The organism is Rickettsia argasii T170-B (assembly GCF_000965185.1).
Lineage (GTDB): Bacteria > Pseudomonadota > Alphaproteobacteria > Rickettsiales > Rickettsiaceae > Rickettsia > Rickettsia rickettsii.
In genome coordinates, this window is the sequence record NZ_LAOQ01000002.1 from 65362 (window position 1) to 84188 (window position 18827).

Here is an 18827-nt window from a genome sequence, read left to right on the forward strand (position 1 = left end):
GATGCCTAAATCTAAACTAATACGAGAAGCCATTAAAATTATTTACGTGAACTGAAAGAAGATAGAGAAGATGCAGAAACTGCTTTAGCAAGAAGCAATAATAATAAATTACTTACTTCAGCAGAAGCAACGGAATTCTTAAAAAAGAAATATGATTTATAAAGTATATGCTCTATGTCATTCCCGCTTTCGCGGGAATGACATAGAGCCATGTGCGCGAGTTAGTCATAGAAGTGAAATTTATGATTAATTTAAAATGAACTATCGTCATATTTATCATGCAGGCAATTTTGCCGATATAGTCAAATATTTAGTCCTAATTAATATTTTAGAACAGCTCAAGAAAAAAGAAAAACCTTTTGCGGTTTTAGCTGCTTTTGCTGGTCTAGGTTTTTACGATTTAAACTTGGAGGCGGCTTCTAAAACTCTAGAAAGCGATACGGGAATTAATAAATTACTGCAAGCTACCGATCCTATTCCTCAGCTCTTACAAACTTTTTTAAATATAATAAATATAGCAGGCAAAAGTCACTACCCAGGTTCACCTTTTATAATTAAACAATTATTAAGACCAAATGATCGCTTAATTGCATGCGAACTTCATCCAAGCGATTATTTAAGTTTAAAAAAACTATTACCAAATGATACGCATAATATAGATGCTTATAATGCTATTAAAGCTTTGCTACCATTTAAAGAGAATAGAGGATTAATTTTTCTTGATCCGCCTTTTGAAGTAAACAATGAGTTTCAAAAATTACTTGAAGCACTTAAAAAAATTAAGCTACGAGTTCTTAATAATACTGTCTTAATTTGGTATCCTATAAAAGATTTATCTTTAGTCCGTGATTTTTACCATAATTACAAAAATATCGGATTTAAAGAAATTATGATTATTGAATATGAGCTTTTAAATAGTGATAAAAATATGGTAAAGTGTGGGTTAATGTTAATTAACCCTCCAAATATTAGAGGAGAATAGAGAAATTAACAGAATATTTAAGTGGTACTTTTAATTTGAAATTTACATACATTTATCTTTAATGTCTTTTAAAAAACATATCTTTTTACTGTTTATAGTTTTTCTTGTTCAAGGTTGTAGCAGTATTAAAAAATCTAGTGATACTACGTTACTTGCTACTACTTCATCTCAATTAAAGCAAAAATATAAAATCAGCCATGCGGATTTAGTAGTACAGTATGATTTAATAAACAAAAATAGCAAATGTATATATGCAAAAAACTTAGGTCTAATAATTAATAACCCTAAACAAAATAAGATTTTTTTACACAAATTACATAATAAAAACCCGGCAGAATTTAATAAAGCAGCCGAAATAAAAATAGCTGATATAAAGGCAGTTGTAACAAAACTAAATTCAAAATATAAGTTTCTCTCTAAACCTGAAGTTAGCTATTTTGCAAAAAAACAAACTCATAGGAATAATATCTCAGAATTAACCAAGCTTGATAAAATAATTAGTACAATACCGCTGATGATGCCGGAATATGAGCCGAAAATTACTAGCCATTACGGAACTAGGACAAGTCCTCATAAAAAGAAAAGAAAAAAGAAATGTTTCCATAGCGGTATTGATTTACAAGCTAAAAAAGCAGCACCGATATATGCAGCAGCAAGCGGAATTGTTATAAAAGCCTCTAGAGCACCTGATTACGGGAATTTTGTTGAGATTAAACATGAACGCAAATTTGTTACGAAATATGCTCATTTAAAAGAAATGTCAGTCAAGGAAGGAAATAAAATTAAGCGTGGTCAATTTATCGGTATACAAGGAAGCACTGGTAATGCAACGGGTGAACATTTGCATTTTGAAATTCTGTTAGATAATAAAGCAATCAATCCGTTTGACTTTATTTTTAACTACAGTAAATGTTAAACTATGATCAAACTTTTATATCCTGAATTTTGGCAGAAGCGAAATATTATAGCTTATTTGCTTTTGCCTATAAGCTTGATATATCAATTTTTAGGCTATTTACGAGCTAGTTTAGCACGTCCTATTATGTTGCCTGCTAAAGTTATTTGTGTCGGTAATTGTAGCGTAGGAGGTACGGGTAAGACGCAGATAGTAATGTATCTAGCCAAATTACTAAAAGCTAGAAATGTAAGTTTTGTAATAGTAACTAAGGCTTATGGTAGTAACCTTAAAAGTGCAACTACCATACATCAAGGACATACAGCATTAGAGGTAGGAGATGAGGGGGTAATACTTGCAAAGTACGGAGCAGTTATTGCTACTAAAAATATTAAAGAGATTGTGCCGTTAATTAACGAGCTTAAACCTGATATAATAATAGTTGATGATTTCCTACAAAATCCTTATGTTCATAAAGACTTTACTATAGTCTCAGTAGATAGCCAAAGGCTTTTCGGCAACGGTTTTCTAATTCCTGCCGGTCCTTTAAGACAATATCCAAATAAAGCCCTTGATGCAGCTGATTTAATTTTTTTAGTCAGTAGCCACCAAGATAAAATACCGAATATTTTAACTCCTTATGTCAATAAGTTAATAAATGCTCAAATAGTTCCTTCAAATAATATAGATAAAACTAAAAATTATTTTGCTTTTAGCGGTATCGGTAATCCTGAGCGTTTCTTTGCGACTTTAAAAAATTACGGATTAAATATAACTGGTTACAAAATTTTTCCTGATCATTATAATTATTTACAAGCAGATTTAGAAAATTTATATTCATTAGCTAAAGAGCATAATGCTACCTTAGTTACTACAAGAAAAGATCATGTTAAGTTTAATGATTTAAATAATAATATTGTCTGTCTAGATGTAGAATTATCTATAAACCATCCTGATTTATTAAATGAAAAAATTTTTAAAAAAGCTTAGATATTTAATTGAGTATTTTATCGTTGTTATATTCCTGAAAGTAATAGGAATATTCGGTGTAGATAAAGCAGCGGATATTTGTAGTTTTATAGCAAGAAAAGTCGGTATATTATTTGCTGTTAATAAAATTGCTAGACGAAATATTAAAGTAGTATTCGGCGATATGTGTGATGTTGAAAAAATCATAGATCAAACTTGGGATAATTTCGGTAGGTTTATCGGTGAATTTACATATGTTAGCAAGATGGATGAAGCTGAGTTAGAGCGTAGAATCGCAATAATCGGCATAGAAAATATTAAAAAACTTGAAGGACAACCTTTTTTATTATTTAGCGGTCACTTTGCCAATTGGGATATTAGTATTAAGATTCTTCATAAATTTTATCCGAAAGTTGCCGTAATTTATCGTAAAGCAAATAACCCGTATGTTAACAAGTTGGTTAATGAAAGTCGTGCCGGTGATAAATTAAGACTTATACCGAAAGGTCCTGAAGGTAGCAGAGCTTTAGTCAGGGCTATCAAGGAGAGTGAATCTATTGTTATGCTTGTTGATCAAAAAATGAACGATGGAATTGAAGTGCCTTTTTTAGGGCATCCTGCTATGACTGCAAGCGCCATCGCTAAAATTGCTTTGCAGTATAAATATCCAATTATACCTTGCCAAATCATTAGAACTAAAGGCAGTTATTTTAAAGTAATAGTTCACCCGCAATTAAAGTTTGAGCAAACCGGCGATAATAAAGCCGATTGCTATAATATTATGCTTAATATTAATCAAATGCTAGGAGAATGGGTTAAGCAAAATCCTTCTCAATGGTTTTGGTTTCACAATAGATGGAAGAAATGAAACGTCATTGCGAGCAGCCGTAGGCTGCGTGGCAATCTCGTCAAATATCCTGAGATTGCTTCGTCAATTGTTATGCAATTTCCTCGCAATGACAAAAAAATGAGCCACGGTATGACATTTTAAGAAAGCATAGTCCGTAATTTCTCAAGTACTTCTTGAGCGTGATTTTTAGCATTTACCGACCGCCAAATATGTTTAACTATGCCTTCTTTATCAAGTAAAAACGTAGCTCTATCAATACCCATATATTTTTTACCGAACATTGATTTTTCTATCCATACCCCTAATTGTTCGCATAAATTTGAATTTGCATCAGAGGCTAAATCAAATCCTAAACTATATTTTTCTTTAAATTTATCATGAGAGTCAAGCTTATCTTTGGATACTCCGATAATTACCGTATTAAGTTTATCGAATTCCGGTTTTAGCTTGTTAAAATCTTGTGCTTCAATAGTACATCCAGGTGTATCGTCTTTCGGATAAAAATATAATATTACGAATTTTCCTTTTAAATCCGATAGTTTAATTACGTTATCTTGACCTATGTGTAAAGATAAATCAGGAACTTTTTTTCCTAGTTCTAATGTCATAACACCCTCAAATTTATTTGATACAATAACTATATATTCAATATGTACTTTTTAAAATTGCTTTTTATAATTATATTATTTATGATACCGGTATATAATACTTAAGTTTAATTTTTATTAACTATTTCAATAAAGAGGTTTTATAAGAACTATAAGTGCAGCACTTGAAGAATTACATAAAAATCTTAAGGACTCTGCTAAAATTATTACTGTCGATTTTAATAAAAAATGTCATGAAGTAGAGGATAAATTATCCGTCAAAATTAATGATTTAGAGGAATATGCTAAGGATAGTAAAGACCATTCTTTAGAAACTATAAAAGCGCAATATAAAAATTTAACGAAAGAGTTACAGGATTATCAGAAAATTAAAGATGATAAAGTGGAAGAATATAGACAAACTCTTGTAAAAAAACTTGATGATTTAAGTAAGAAAGTTGAACAATAATAATAAACATAAATAATTGGAGAATATAATGAAAAAAATTTTAATAACATTAGGTGCTACCGCTACTTTATTATTAATACCTAGTATTTTTGCAGATTTGCCTACCAAGGATGACACAAAAGCAAATGAAGTGCAAATTGAAGAAGTAGCTACAAGCAGTACAAAAACAATTACCGAAAACTTACAGGAATTAAAAGACAATCTAACAAACCTAGCACAAATGGAAGCCGATAAATTTAATCAGACCTTAAGCAATACTTATTATCAGATCGCCCAAAGCGTTGCAGAGATAAAAAAGAATGTGAAAGATCAGAAAGATAAAAAAGGTGAAGAACTGCAAAAATCTATAGATGCTGTAAAAGCAAAAATGGAAGATTATAAAAAAGCAGGCAGCAAGAAGCAAGAAAAAATACGTCAGCACCTAGTGGATAAATTAGAAGAGCTAAATAAAAATATTAACGAATATAATAACGATAAAGAAAAAGCAAAGTCGTAATTTTTTAACGTCATTGCGAGGAGATGCGTAGCATCGACGCGGCAATCTCATAAAGTAGGATCAACTCCTGAGATTACTTCGTCGAAACTTATAGTTTCTCCTCGCAATGACTGCGGACAATATACCATTAAAAACCGGTATTATTTATGACTATTACCAAAGAAAAAATTGCAGCTATGTTAAGCTCTAAATTGGGTTTTTCAAATAATTTATGCGAGGAAATAGTTCATACGGTTTTTTCTAATATTTTAGAAATAGCAAAAGAGCAAAAATTAACTTTAAAGAATTTTGGTAGCTTTGAGGTTAAACAAAAAAATCCACGTCCCGGAATAAATTTTCATACCAAAGCACCGGTAATTATAGAATCAAAAAAGAATTTACGTTTTGTCCCTTCTTCTAAATTAAAAGCTTTAATTAATGAATCTACTCGATGAACTTCGTTATAATTTGTTGGCTTGTTGCATGTATCGGAAAATGCTTTTTATGTCATTCCCGCGAAAGCGGGAATCCAGTAAAACCTATAAAAAACTTGTTTTTTTAGGTTTATTTTGTCAATAATGTGTATCAATTAAGGTTATTTTTGGGGACTCCCGCCTACGCGGGAATGACATAAAACGAGCCATGCAACAAAATCTGTATTTGGAGTATATGACAAACAATAAGCTAACAAAAAAATATTATTCTGCTAGTGAAGTGATTAAGCATTTAAATATTGCTTTACATCAATTAAGATATCTAGAGACAAAAAGCCCTGATTTATCTAATTATAAAATAAATAATAGAAAATATTATACTGCTAATGATATTGATCTACTCCAAAAATCTTTAAATAAAGATATTACATCTCTTTCTACCTCTAGAATCGATATATTACTTACCAATTTCCATAATTTGTCTCTTCAAATAAAAAAAATTCTTGCCGATTCCTCGATGACGTGCGTATAGTACTTGTCATATTACGTTTTAAAGAAAAGAAAGAAACATATTATGACAATAAGACAAATGGTAAAGCCAGTAATTATAGGTATATCTGGTCCTGAATTAACCGATGCCGAAAGAGAATTATTTGAAGAGCATAATCCTTTAGGTGTAATTTTATTCCGTCGTAATATTAGAAAGAATGATAACGGTGCGCAGGCTAAAGAAGCCCTTATTAAGCTTATTGCAGATATAAAAGAAGTATTAGGGGAAAATACTATCATCTCTATAGATCAAGAAGGCGGTAGGGTACAAAGGCTCATAGCACCGACTTTTTATGACGCTCCAGCTGCTCAAACTTTTACTGATCCCCAAGCATGTAAACAAAATTATAGTGATATTGCGAAAGAGCTGAGAGAAGTAGGAATTAATCTAGATTTTGCACCGGTAGCGGATTTGATCCACGAAGGAGCAGACAAGATAGTCGGCGATAGAAGTTTCGGCGGGGAGCCGGAAGTAGTCGTGCCTTTATGTTTAGCTGCTATAGACGGATTACAAGAAGAGAAAGTTGGGGCTTGTATAAAACATATTCCGGGCCATGGTAGAGCTACGGTGGATAGCCATAAAAAATTACCTATTGTCGATGCTGATATAGAAGAGTTAGCAAAAACAGACTTTAAAGTATTTAAGGAGCTCGCGAAGCACGATAATATTAAACTTGCTATGACGGCACATATAATTTATAAAGCTCTTGATCCTGAGAATCCTGCCACCCTATCAAAAAAAGTGATAGACTATATTAAAAATAATATCGGCTTTAAAGGGCTTATTATTTCCGATGCAATAGATATGAAAGCTTTAAGCGGTAGTATGGCAGGTATGACCAAAGAAGTTTTAGATGCAGGTGTAGATATAGTGCTTGAATGTACCGGAGAATTTAACAAAATGTCTGAAGTTCTATGTAGTGTTTCGGAAAGTTCTATAGATAAATTTTCTGACTTGTTTATTGCTTAATGCTATTATTCATTTAATGTCATAACGCGGTTTGACCGCGGTATCTTAGGACACAGTCTGTAATGTAAGATCCCGTGGTCATAAAGCCACGGGATGACAACGGAACTGCACAACGGCAGGTATTTAGCCGTAAAATGGCTATTAAGGAACTGATCCAATTAATCTAAGTTAAAATTAATTAAACAATTATATTGAAAAAATTTATTTTTACTATTAATCTGTTTTTTAATTTTTAGTTAAAGAATTAATTTTATAAATTACTTGAATAGTGTTATGAACAGTCTTGTGGATTTAAGTTCTAAAAGCTATAGGTAATATTTACTAAGAATAGAGATATAGAGAATTTTAGGTAGCAGGAGGAGATTTGATTTGTGATATTATTAATCTGCTTAAAGAAGATTTAAATAAAGCAGATATAGAAAATGAGATATATATGCGTCTTAAAGAACCTTATTCTGTTTTAAAAAAGATGACAAGGAAAGAAGTGCCGATTGATGCATTGAAAGACTTAATTGCATGTAGGATTATAGTTAAATCTAAAGCTCTATGCTATAATGCTTTGGACGTAGTTAAGAGTTCTCCACATTTAGATTGGTTATACACCAAAGATTATATCAATAGACCAAAAAGCAACGGCTATCAGTCTCTTCATAATATAATGTAGCTTTTACACTCTAAACGTAATTTTGAAATACAGATAAGAAGTGAAAATATGCATAAAGATGCCGAGCTTGGTAGAGCAGCTCATTTAAATTATAAAGAAGAACAAGACCGTCATTTGAAAAAAGTTTTTGACGTTACTAATGACACGATATTTTCTAAAGCACGTCAAATGGTGAAACAATTTGAAGGATTAGAAGAGCAAATTGTAGAATATGAAAAAGAAATTATGCGTATTTGGCATACTAAATACGATGAAATGCTAAAATGGGCAAATGCTGCTGAAGTGCTAATATTTAACAAAGATTAGGGGGATCATTAGTTCGTCATCCCGTGAGACGAAAATATGTCATCCCGTGACTTGACCACGGGATCCAATTCTTGGTGTCATACTGCAAGTTTGTAGCGGTATCCATATAAAAAAATCAAAAATGTATACTTATTAAGTTATTTTTTTTGGATCCCGCGGTCAAGCCACAGGATGACCCTGATAAGGAATAACGCCAATGTGGTAAAAATATAACATTTATTAAAACTTTATAAAAAAACTATAGCGATGCTTGTAATTATATACAATATATAGTATGCTCAGCTCGTAGTTTAGAGACTATTGAAACAAAATATTAGGTTATTTCCTTATCAAATGTGGGATATCTTGACTCAAGTTTGATAACTTTGTTTTAATACTAGGTACTAAATTTTAACTTAAATATAGGACAAAAATTATGGCTCAAAAACCAAATTTTCTAAAAAAATTAATTTCCGCAGGGTTGGTAACTGCTTCTACAGCTACCATAGTAGCCAGTTTTGCAGGTTCAGCTATGGGTGCTGCTATACAGCAGAATAGAACAACAAACGGAGTTGCTACAACTGTTGATGGTGTGGGATTTGACCAAACTGCCGGTCTTGTAAATGTTGCAGTTGCTCCAAATGCAGTTATTACTGCTAATGCTAATAATGGTATTAATTTAAATACTCCAGCCGGTAGTTTTAACGGTTTGTTTTTAAGTAATGCAAACAATTTAGCAGTGACAGTGAGTGAAGATACTACCTTAGGGTTCATCAATAATGTTGCTAATAATGCTAACCGCTTTAACCTTACGCTTGGTGCCGGTAAAACTCTTACTATAACAGGTCAAGGTATTACTAATGTACAAGCTGCTGCTACACACAATGCTCAAAATATTGTTGCACAATTTAATGGTGGTGCTGCTATTGCCAATAATGACCTTAGCGGTTTAGGAACAATAGACTTCGGTGCGGCTTCTACATTAGTATTTGATTTAGCAAATCCTACAACTCAAAAAGCTCCTCTTATACTTGCAGGTAATGCTGTTAATGGTGCTAATGGTACATTAAATGTTACTAATGGATTTATTCAAGTTTCAGATAAAAGTTTTGCTACTGTTAAGGCAATTAATATCGGTGACGGTCAAGGTTTCATGTTCAATACTGATGCTACTAATGCTAATGCTTTAAATTTACAAGCAGGTGGTACTACTATTAATTTTAATGGAACAGACGGTACGGGTAGATTAGTATTATTAAGTAAGAATGGTGCTGCTACCGACTTTAACGTTACAGGAAGTTTAGGCGGTAATCTAAAAGGTATTATCGAATTGAACACTGTTGCAATAAACGGTCAACTTATAGCTAATGCCGGCCCTGCTAATGCAGTAATAGGTACTAATAATGGCGCAGGTAGAGCTGCAGGATTTGTTGTTAGCGTAGATAATGGTAAGGCAGCAACAATCGATGGACAAGTTTATGCTAAAGACATGGTTATACAAAGTGCTAATGCAAATGGACAAGTAAATTTTAGACACATAGTTGACGTTGGTATAGATGGTACTACTGCCTTTAAAACAGCAGCTTCTAAAGTTGCAATAACCCAAAACTCAAACTTTGGTACTACTGATTTCGGTAATCTTGCAGCACAGATTACAGTTCCTGATACTATGACCCTTACCGGTAATTTTACAGGTGATGCTAACGATCCCGGTAACACTGCAGGTGTGATAACTTTTGATGCTAACGGTACTTTAGCAAGTGCTAGTGCAGATGCAAATGTTGCGGTGACAAATAATATTACAGCAATTGAAGCATCAGGTGTCGGAGTTGTCCAATTATCAGGAACACATACTGCCGAGTTACGTTTAGGAAATGCCGGTTCTGTCTTTAAACTTGCTGATGGTACAGTTATAAACGGTAAAGTTAACCAAACTGCTCTTGTCGGCGGTGTGCTTGCAGCCGGTGCTATTACCTTGGACGGTAGTGCTACAATTACCGGCGATATAGGGAACGGTGGCGGCGGTGCTGAGTTACAAGGCATTACTTTAGCTAACGATGCTACAAAAACATTAACACTTGGTGGAGCAAATATTATCGGTGCTAACGGTGGAACGATTAATTTCCAAGCTAACGGTGGTACTATTAAATTAACAAGCACGCAAAATAATATTGTAGTTGATTGTGATTTAGCTATAGCTACTGATCAAACAGGCGTTGTTGATGCGAGTAGCCTAACAAATGCTCAAACTTTAACTATTAGCGGTACAATCGGTACTATTGGAGCTAATAATAAAACTCTTGAACAATTTAATATTGGCTCAAGTAAAACAGCTTTAAATGGCGGTAATGTTGCTATTAACGAGTTAGTTATTGGAAATAACGGTTCAGTACAATTCGCTCATAATAGTTATTTAATAACAAGAACTACAAATGCTGCCGGTCAAGGTAAAATAATATTTAATCCTGTTGTAAATAATAATACAACTCTTGCAGCCGGTACAAATTTAGGTAGTGCTGCAAATCCACTTGCAGAAATTAATTTTGGATCTAAAGGGGTTCATGCTGATACTGTATTAAATGTTGGTGAAGGTGTAAATTTATATGCTACTAATATTACTACTACCGATGCTAACGTAGGTTCTTTTGTCTTTAATGCCGGTGGAAAAAATATAGTAAGCGGTACAGTCGGTGGACAGCAAGGTAATAAGTTTAATACTGTAGCATTAGATAACGGTACTACTGTTAAGTTCTTAGGTAATGCAACATTTAACGGTAACACTACAATTGCAGCTAATTCTACCTTACAAATTAGTGGTAACTATACTGCAGACTTTATTGCATCTGCTGATGGTACCGGTATAGTAGAATTCGTTAATACCGGTCCTATTAACGTAACATTAAACAAACAAGCTGTACCTGTTAATGCTTTAAAACAAATAACGGTTTCTGGTCCCGGTAACGTAGTGGTTAATGAGATAGGTAATGCAGGTAATTATCATGGTGCCATGACTGATACAATTGCTTTTGAAAATTCAAGTTTAGGTGCAGTTTTATTCTTACCTAGCGGTATTCCATTCAATGATGCAGGCAACATAATTCCTTTAACAATTAAAAGTACCGTAGGTAATGAAACAGCTGAAGGTTTTAATGTTCCTAGCGTGATTGTTTCAGGTGTTGATAGTGTCATCGCTGACGGTCAAGTAATCGGTGATCAAAATAATATCGTAGGTCTAGGTCTTGGAAGCGATAACGGCATAATTGTTAATGCTACTACATTATATGCAGGTATCGGTACTATAAACAATAATCAAGGTACTGTCACACTTAGCGGTGGTGTTCCTAATACCCCTGGTACAGTTTATGGCTTAGGCACAGGTATTGGCGCTTCACAGTTCAAGCAAGTAACGTTTACTACAGACTATAACAACTTAGGTAATATTATTGCAACTAACACAACAATTAATGACGGTGTAACTGTTACTACAGGCGGTATAGCCGGAACAGATTTTGACGGTAAAATTACTCTTGGAAGTGTTAACGGTAACGCTAATGTAAGATTTGCTGACGGTATATTTTCTAATTCTACAAGTATGATTGTTACTACTAAAGCTAATAACGGTACTGTAACTTATTTAGGTAATGCATTAGTCGGTAGTATAGGTGATTCAGATACTCCTGTAGCTTCTGTTAGATTTACAGGTAGTAATAATGGTGCAGGATTAAAAGGAAATATTTATTCACAAGTCATAGACTTTGGTACTTATAACTTAGGTATTGTAAATTCTAATGTAATTTTAGGCGGCAGTACTACTGCTATTAACGGTAAAATCGATCTTCTTACAAATACTTTAACATTTGCAGGTGGTACTTCAACATGGGGAAATAATACTTCTATTGAAACTACTTTAACATTAGCAAACGGTAATATAGGTCACATCGTTATCGCGGAAGGTGCGCAAGTTAATGCAACAACTACAGGAACTACAACCATTAACGTACAAGATAATGCCAATGCAAATTTCAGTGGTACACAAACTTATACTTTAATCCAAGGTGGTGCTAGATTTAACGGTACTTTAGGAGGTCCTAACTTTACTGTAACCGGAAGTAATCGTTTCGTAAATTACGGTTTAATACGTGCTGCTAACCAAGATTATGTAATAACGCGTACTAACAATGCAGAAAACGTAGTTACTAATGATATCACAAATAGTCCGTTTGGAGGTGCACCGGGTATAGGTCAGAACGTTACAACATTTGTAAATGCAACTAATACTGCAGCATATAATAATCTTCTTTTAGCTAAAAATAGTGCTGATTCTGCTAATTTTGTCGGAACTATCGTTACCGATACAAGTACGGCCATAACTAATGCACAATTAGATGTAGCTAAAGATATCCAAGCTCAACTTGGTAACAGATTAGGTGCTCTTAGATATTTAGGTACTCCTGAAATGGTTGGATCTGAAGCGGGAGCAATACCGGCTGCGGTTGCTGCAGGTGACGAGGCTGTTGATAATGTAGCTTACGGTATATGGGCAAAACCTTTCTATACTGATGCACATCAAAGTAAGAAAGGTGGCTTAGCTGGTTATAAAGCTAAAACCACCGGTATTGTAATCGGTTTAGATACGCTAGCTAACAATAACTTAATGATCGGTGCTGCTATTGGTATCACTAAAACTGATATAAAACACCAAGATTATAAGAAAGGTGATAAAACCGACGTTAACGGTTTCTCATTCTCTCTATATGGTGCCCAGCAGCTTGTTGAGAACTTCTTTGCTCAAGGTAGTGCAATATTTAGCTTAAACCAAGTGAAGAACAAAAGTCAGCGTTACTTCTTCGATGCTAACGGTAATATGAGCAAGCAAATTGCTGCCGGTAATTACGATAACATGACATTCGGTGGTAACTTAACAGTCGGTTATGATTACAATGCAATGCAAGGTGTGTTAGTAACTCCAATGGCAGGACTTAGCTACTTAAAGTCTTCTGACGAAAACTACAAAGAAACCGGTACAACAGTTGCAAACAAGCAAGTTAACAGCAAGTTTAGCGATAGAACCGATTTAATAGTAGGTGCTAAAGTAGCCGGCGGTACTATGAACATAACTGATTTTGCGGTATATCCGGAAGTTCATGCTTTTGTGGTTCACAAAGTAACCGGTAGATTATCTAAAACTCAGTCTGTATTAGACGGACAAGTTACTCCGTGTATCAGCCAGCCTGACAGAACCGCTAAAACATCTTATAATTTAGGTTTAAGTGCAAGCATAAGATCTGATGCTAAGATGGAGTACGGAATCGGTTACGATGCTCAGATTGCAAGTAAATATACTGCACATCAAGGTACTCTAAAAGTCCGTGTAAACTTCTAATCGCTCCCGATTAGCACGTTTATAAGTTCCTCAAGAAAAAAGCCCTCTTTGAAAAAAGGGGGCTTTGTTTGTTCTTTCTTCCCGCCTACATGCCTTGTTGCATGGCTCAAAACCTACTATATGTCATCCCCGCGTAGGCAGGGATCCAGAAAAAAGCAAGATAAAGGTAAAATCTACCGGTGATTTCAGAAGATATGGCAGTGATGAAGAAAGATTTAATGGTTTATCTAGCAAGTAAAGATAAATGGTTATTGGTGTTTGATAATTTAAAAATAGGCGAGAATAAGAAAATAGAGGATTTTATTAATTGGGAGTATAACGGTAATATTATATTTTGTTCCCAAGATAATGAATTATTATCTAACATAATCAAAGCAAACGCTTTCACTAAGCCGGAAGCTGTATTACTTGCAAAAAAATATATTGGAAAATAAAAATCCGGAATTAATAAATTTTTTGACTCAAGCATTTGGAGCTTATCCGATTCTCATAGTTCAAGGAGCACAAATATTAAATCAAATACAAGGTTTAAACTTAAAGCAATACAAGAAAAAGGTAAAAGCCTCTAAGGATAAAATTGAGCTAAATATAAAACTTGTTAGTAATGAATTAAAGCCTAGTGCCAAGAGATTACTAGATGGGATAGCATTGTTTAATAATCAAAGTTTTTCAAAAGAATTATTAAATTCTATTACTGAAGATAAGCATAGTCTAGATGATGATATTTATCAGTTTTCTAAATTTGCTTTGATCTCTAATATTGAACCTAATGAAGTTAATCTGATATTTAAAATGCATGATGTTATAGCTAAAAAAATATTACAAATAAATGGAGATAAAGAAAATAAAGAATATCTTAAACGAGTGTTACTAATCTTTTAAATTCTATACCTAAAAGTTTAGTAAAGGGGCGTATTTTTAGAAATGCTAAAACTATACCGGATTAATTACAAAAAATGCAGAAAAATACGATATATCGATATATAAAATTTTAGAGTTATAAATTTATTAATACAATATGCTAATTCTTCCGAAAAAAAATTAGTAAATTGGTTTGATAAAAACGATCAAAAAGGTAAATTTAAATTATGGACAATGAATAATGAAGAAAAATTTGCTTATGCTGCATATTTAGGACGTATAGGGTGGTATTATAGAACTTGGTCAGATCCTAAAAAAGCAATTGAATATGATACGAAAGCTAAGCAGGTATTTGATGAAGTGAAAGGATATGATTCCATAAAATGTAATGTAGTTTTCGGTTCGGCTATATCCAATATTCAGCTAGGAAATCTAGAAGAAGCAGAAAAAAATATCCAAATGATGGAAGATATGTTCAATCAAAATCTAGTAGATCAAACTGACATAGCAACTATATATTATGCAAAAGCTAAATTATTTAATATCTAAGGTAAAAATTATGAAGCATTAAGAAGAATTGACGATACTATAAATGCTTGTACCGAAAACGGGATGAAACCTCAAGATTTATTTCTTACCGGTTCATATCTCATTAAATTAGATGTATTAAATAATCTTAAGAAACATCAGGAAGCTCTTTCTTTATTAGAAGAAGTATATGATATGAATAAGTCAAGTAAAAAAGAGGAAAATCAAGTATTTGGACGAATTTTTACCCAAAAATCAAGAGCAAAACTAGGTTTAGGTGATGTTACCGAAGCTCTAGAATAAAAAAGCTAAAGCAATTTTTCTTAATGATCCAACTAGACCTAACAAAGAGATTATTATATCACCGGATATAGAGTTGGCAAAAACGTTTGTTGCTGAAGGGGATGCACTAGTGTTACTTAATCAAAATGAGGAGGCGGTAGATACTTATGCTACTGCTGAAAATATATATTGGAATAACTATAAAGAAAATATGGAAAATGTGTATGAAATAAGTAATATGTATTTTGCAGCTGCTAAAGCTAGTTGTACTTTACCTAAGAAATTTTGGTATGAAAAATTCCGTAATAATCAGATAGAACAATTCGGAGCTGATCATCCGAATAGTATAAAAATTTTAAACCTTAAATGTGATGGTTCAAATTAGCTAGAATTTTTTCTGATTAGTGCAATAAAAAAACCGGAAGCGGTAAGAATAATTCCAAGCCAAATAAAGCTCATCGTTGGCTTGTAATATATTTTAGCATGGATTATATCGCCGTCTATATTACTTAAAACTGCGTAAAGATCATATGATAAGTAAGAGTATATATCACTTTCTTGCGATAAACTCTTTTCAACTATATAAAGCCTATTTTCCGGCTTTAATATAGTTATATTACGGCTATTATCCTCAAGCCAAAATTCAGCAATTTGTCTATAATAATTTTTACCTTGAGCAAACTTAATATTTTGCAATGTTACTTTAAATTCGTTAAATGTTTTACTTATTCCTACTCTGCCGGTAAAATCCATTTCACTTTGTAATAATGTATTCATAGTAATACTAAAACTAATTAGTGCAAAACCAAAATGCCCAAGGATCATACTAGCGTTACTTGCTTTAAGTCTATTTCTACAATAATTAGTTTTAACCAAAAGATAATGAATATTATGAAGCATAAGAAATATAGATGCGATTATAGTTAAAATCGATATAACACTAAATGTTACTTTTAATGATATTAAATAAGTAATTATTAGAGATAATATTAGAATTATAATATGTTTTTTAATAGAGCTTCTGGTAGTAAATAATCCTATGGTACCAAGAATAGGGATAACGAATATAATAAAATTATTAACAAAAAATGTTTCACTAATAATAATAGATTTATCGTCGAATAAAGAGTAAATTGGCGGATAAAGTGTGGCAGCTATTAGCACAATAAGGCTAAGAAGGAGGAATATATTACCGAGAAGTATGGAGTTTCCACAATTCGTCATTGCGAAGCCACGAAAGTGGCTGTGGCAATCTCGGTTAGTTTCCTGAGATTGCTTCGTCAATGCTAATGCATTTCCTCGCAATGATGTGATAGTATACAACCCAATACTACCAATCCCCATAATCAAAAATATTCCAAGCAAGTATATTCCTCTCTCAGGTGAGAATGCAAAAGAGTGAATTGAGGTAATAAAACCGGAACGTACTAAAAAAGCACTAAATATTACTAATAAAAAAGTAATGATGGATAAAATTACTGTCCAGTTTTGCATACGTCCGGTTTTTGTTGTTACAATTATAGAATGATGGAGCATAATTCCGGATAACCAAGGAAATAGTGAAATATTTTCTACCGGATCAAAAAACCAAAATCCGCCCCAGCCGAGTTCTCTATATGCCCACCAAGAACCAAGGCTAATTCCTATGGTAGTAAATAAGATACCGATATTGGAAAATGTTTTGAGAAGTCTTCTGTCATTAATGGATTCCCGCTTCCGCGGGAATGACGTAAGTGGGTATGAGAATGACATAGAGGCACAAACAATAGTAAACGGTACTACATAGCTAACATAGCCTAAATAAAGTAGAGGAGGATGGATGCTCAAAGCAATATCTTGTAGCATCGGGTTTAAGCCTAACCCTTCTTTAGGAACGAAAGAAAACACATTAAAAGGATTGGAGGTAAAGTAAATAAAGCTGCTAAAAAATAATTGTATGGCTGATAGAATAATAATAGATAAAAATTTAAGACGGTTATCTTCAAGTAAAAATATATAACAGCAACTAACGATTTGTAATAAACAAAACCATAATAACATTGAGCCTTCGTGGCTCGACCAACTACCGGCTATTTTATATATTAAAGGTTTTAAAGTACTGGAATTTAAGAAAACATTTTGTAGTGAAAAGTCAGAGATAATAAAAGCATAGACTAGGGTAAAAAAGGCAAGTATAGTACATGAGGCAGCTATGTAGAAGGGACAAGTAATGAGGTAGTTGTCATTCCCGCGAAAGCGGGAATCAAGTCTATAAAACAGAGATTTTTTATGGATTCCCGCTTTCGCAGGAATGACATAAAAGACAAAAGACAAACCGATAACCGACAAGCACATCGTTGTTAGCAGTAAAAAATTACCGATTTCACTCACTGCTTATTGTTTCCTCGGTAGTAGGTAATACGGTAATTTTTACGCTATCAATCTTATTGGCAATTTTCTTTAAAATAATTACCTTTAAATTAAATATTTCAATTATTTCCCCTTGATTTGGAATTCTAGCAATTTTATGGATTATTAATCCTGCTATAGTGTTTGCATCTTCATCCGATAAATTCCAATCAAGTTCTCGGTTAATATCTCTAATAGTCGTAGTTCCTTTTATAATGAACTCGGTATTAGACTTCTTGATAATTTCATTATTAAGTCTATCATGTTCATCAGTAATGGGTCCTACTATTTCTTCTATAACATCTTCAAGAGTAATAATACCTAGTAGAGTACCATACTCATCTACAACACAAGCAAAATGATTATTACGTTCTCTAAATGCATGTAGCTGGTCTACTACAAGTGCATTCTCAGGGATAAACCAAGGTGGGGTTAGAAGTTTATTAATATCCACTTTTTTTGCATCATTATTATTTTCGTATAATGCTTTAAGCAAATCTTTTAGATTGAGAATTCCTATTATATTATCTCTATTATCTTGCCATAAAGGTATACGTGTATGAGCACCCGATAATAAAGTTTTAATTATCACTTCATGAGGTAGGTCGATATTAAGGGCTATAATACTACTTCTGTGAGTCATAATTTCCGATACCGTCATATTACGTATATCTAATATCCCGCCGAGCATATTACGATCAGATTTATAAACTCCGCCTTCTTGATGGTAATGCTCAATCACGCCTCTTACTTCTTCCGTTCCTGATATTTGAGGATGTAAATTAATACGAAATATGAAGCAAAATATTTTTGTAATGTAATCAAGAGCAATATTAATAGGTTTGAAAAGCTTTAAAAATATTACGATAGTTGAAGCCATTTTTAATGCTAATTGTTCAGGTTTAGCAACGGCTATTGCTTTCGGTACTACTTCGGCAAAAACAATAATTATAAAAGCCATAACGCCGGAAGCAACAATGGGTCCATTATCTCCAAGAAAGCTAATAAAGAGAGTAGTAGCAATAGTGGTACAAACAGTATTGATTAAACTATTACCTATTAATAAAGTTCCTATGACCTTTTCTTTTTTCTTAAGAACCTCTAAAACTGTTTTAGCACGCTTATTACCGGCGATTTTAAGTTTATGAATCTTCCCTGGGGAAGAAGCGGTAATAGCAGTTTCGGTAGCGGCAAATAAAGCAGATAAGGCGATCATTATTATAATAACGATCACAAGTATGGTAGTCATTCCTTGT

At 33.0% G+C, this 18827-nt stretch carries 17 protein-coding genes and 2 pseudogenes; 15 read left to right on the forward strand and 4 right to left on the reverse strand.

Annotation, left to right across the window (positions count from 1 at the left end):
- Window positions 1–38 precede the first annotated feature (38 nt).
- Entirely contained in the window at window positions 39–212 is a 174-nt protein-coding gene (locus RAT170B_RS10330; protein ID WP_172413266.1) for a hypothetical protein, read from the reverse strand.
- A gap of 44 nt (window positions 213–256) precedes the next feature.
- Here RAT170B_RS10330 and rlmJ point away from each other — a divergent pair.
- From rlmJ to RAT170B_RS02735, 4 genes and pseudogenes are all read left to right on the forward strand, one after another.
- A pseudogene (rlmJ, locus tag RAT170B_RS02720) lies at window positions 257–1044 on the forward strand (23S rRNA (adenine(2030)-N(6))-methyltransferase RlmJ).
- Entirely contained in the window at window positions 1044–1898 is an 855-nt protein-coding gene (locus RAT170B_RS02725; RefSeq protein WP_045805561.1) for a M23 family metallopeptidase, read from the forward strand. Before rlmJ ends, RAT170B_RS02725 begins: the two are co-directional and overlap by 1 nt.
- 3 nt (window positions 1899–1901) lie before the next feature.
- Window positions 1902–2867, forward strand: coding sequence for a tetraacyldisaccharide 4'-kinase (lpxK, locus tag RAT170B_RS02730; RefSeq protein WP_045805562.1), 966 nt, complete (start codon window positions 1902–1904; stop codon window positions 2865–2867).
- Window positions 2842–3714, forward strand: coding sequence for a lipid A biosynthesis lauroyl acyltransferase (locus tag RAT170B_RS02735; protein ID WP_014014708.1), 873 nt, complete (start codon window positions 2842–2844; stop codon window positions 3712–3714). The genes lpxK and RAT170B_RS02735 overlap by 26 nt, the downstream gene beginning before the upstream one ends.
- A gap of 119 nt (window positions 3715–3833) precedes the next feature.
- On the opposite strand, the gene bcp is transcribed toward RAT170B_RS02735, so the two are convergent.
- Complete coding sequence (gene bcp / locus RAT170B_RS02740) at window positions 3834–4304, reverse strand: thioredoxin-dependent thiol peroxidase (RefSeq protein ID WP_014014707.1); 471 nt, start codon at window positions 4302–4304, stop codon at window positions 3834–3836.
- Window positions 4305–4780: 476 nt separating this feature from the next.
- Here bcp and RAT170B_RS02745 point away from each other — a divergent pair, with 476 nt between their 5' ends.
- The 11 genes and pseudogenes from RAT170B_RS02745 to RAT170B_RS02790 all read left to right on the forward strand — a co-directional run bounded on the left by RAT170B_RS02745 (window position 4781) and on the right by RAT170B_RS02790 (window position 15568).
- Window positions 4781–5248 (forward strand): hypothetical protein, encoded by a 468-nt coding sequence (locus tag RAT170B_RS02745; protein WP_045805563.1) that lies wholly within the window; start codon window positions 4781–4783, stop codon window positions 5246–5248.
- A gap of 146 nt (window positions 5249–5394) precedes the next feature.
- Window positions 5395–5682: an HU family DNA-binding protein gene (locus RAT170B_RS02750; RefSeq protein WP_014014705.1), complete on the forward strand. Its 288-nt coding sequence runs from the start codon at window positions 5395–5397 to the stop codon at window positions 5680–5682.
- 214 nt (window positions 5683–5896) lie between these two features.
- On the forward strand, window positions 5897–6193 hold the full coding sequence (locus RAT170B_RS02755; RefSeq protein ID WP_024704344.1) for a MerR family transcriptional regulator: 297 nt from the start codon (window positions 5897–5899) through the stop codon (window positions 6191–6193).
- Window positions 6194–6235: 42 nt separating this feature from the next.
- Complete coding sequence (gene nagZ, locus RAT170B_RS02760) at window positions 6236–7180, forward strand: beta-N-acetylhexosaminidase (RefSeq protein ID WP_045805564.1); 945 nt, start codon at window positions 6236–6238, stop codon at window positions 7178–7180.
- Window positions 7181–7544: 364 nt separating this feature from the next.
- Window positions 7545–8150, forward strand: a pseudogene (locus RAT170B_RS02765) (bifunctional (p)ppGpp synthetase/guanosine-3',5'-bis(diphosphate) 3'-pyrophosphohydrolase).
- Between the two features lie 415 nt (window positions 8151–8565).
- Entirely contained in the window at window positions 8566–13512 is a 4947-nt protein-coding gene (gene ompB / locus RAT170B_RS02770) for an outer membrane protein OmpB (protein ID WP_045805565.1), read from the forward strand.
- A gap of 179 nt (window positions 13513–13691) precedes the next feature.
- Window positions 13692–13946 carry a hypothetical protein gene (locus tag RAT170B_RS10335; RefSeq protein WP_186786277.1) on the forward strand — a complete coding sequence of 85 codons (255 nt, stop codon included), beginning with the start codon at window positions 13692–13694 and terminating at the stop codon, window positions 13944–13946.
- Window positions 13936–14394 (forward strand): hypothetical protein, encoded by a 459-nt coding sequence (locus tag RAT170B_RS07800; protein ID WP_261368660.1) that lies wholly within the window; start codon window positions 13936–13938, stop codon window positions 14392–14394. The genes RAT170B_RS10335 and RAT170B_RS07800 overlap by 11 nt, the downstream gene beginning before the upstream one ends.
- Window positions 14395–14607: 213 nt before the next feature.
- Entirely contained in the window at window positions 14608–14922 is a 315-nt protein-coding gene (locus RAT170B_RS02780) for a hypothetical protein (RefSeq protein WP_225981260.1), read from the forward strand.
- Between the two features lie 63 nt (window positions 14923–14985).
- Complete coding sequence (locus tag RAT170B_RS02785) at window positions 14986–15204, forward strand: hypothetical protein (protein ID WP_045805566.1); 219 nt, start codon at window positions 14986–14988, stop codon at window positions 15202–15204.
- Window positions 15205–15277: 73 nt separating this feature from the next.
- A complete protein-coding gene (locus RAT170B_RS02790; RefSeq protein WP_045805567.1) occupies window positions 15278–15568 on the forward strand; it encodes a hypothetical protein in 291 nt (96 codons plus the stop codon).
- Here the strand turns inward: RAT170B_RS02790 and RAT170B_RS02795 are convergent.
- Both RAT170B_RS02795 and RAT170B_RS02800 read right to left on the reverse strand, forming a co-directional pair.
- Window positions 15565–17553, reverse strand: a complete 1989-nt coding sequence (locus tag RAT170B_RS02795) for a heme lyase CcmF/NrfE family subunit (RefSeq protein WP_082068643.1) — start codon at window positions 17551–17553, stop codon at window positions 15565–15567. The two genes, RAT170B_RS02790 and RAT170B_RS02795, sit on opposite strands and share 4 nt — an antisense overlap.
- Window positions 17546–18820, reverse strand: coding sequence for an HlyC/CorC family transporter (locus RAT170B_RS02800; protein WP_045805569.1), 1275 nt, complete (start codon window positions 18818–18820; stop codon window positions 17546–17548). The genes RAT170B_RS02795 and RAT170B_RS02800 overlap by 8 nt, the downstream gene beginning before the upstream one ends.
- Window positions 18821–18827: the final 7 nt, after the last annotated feature.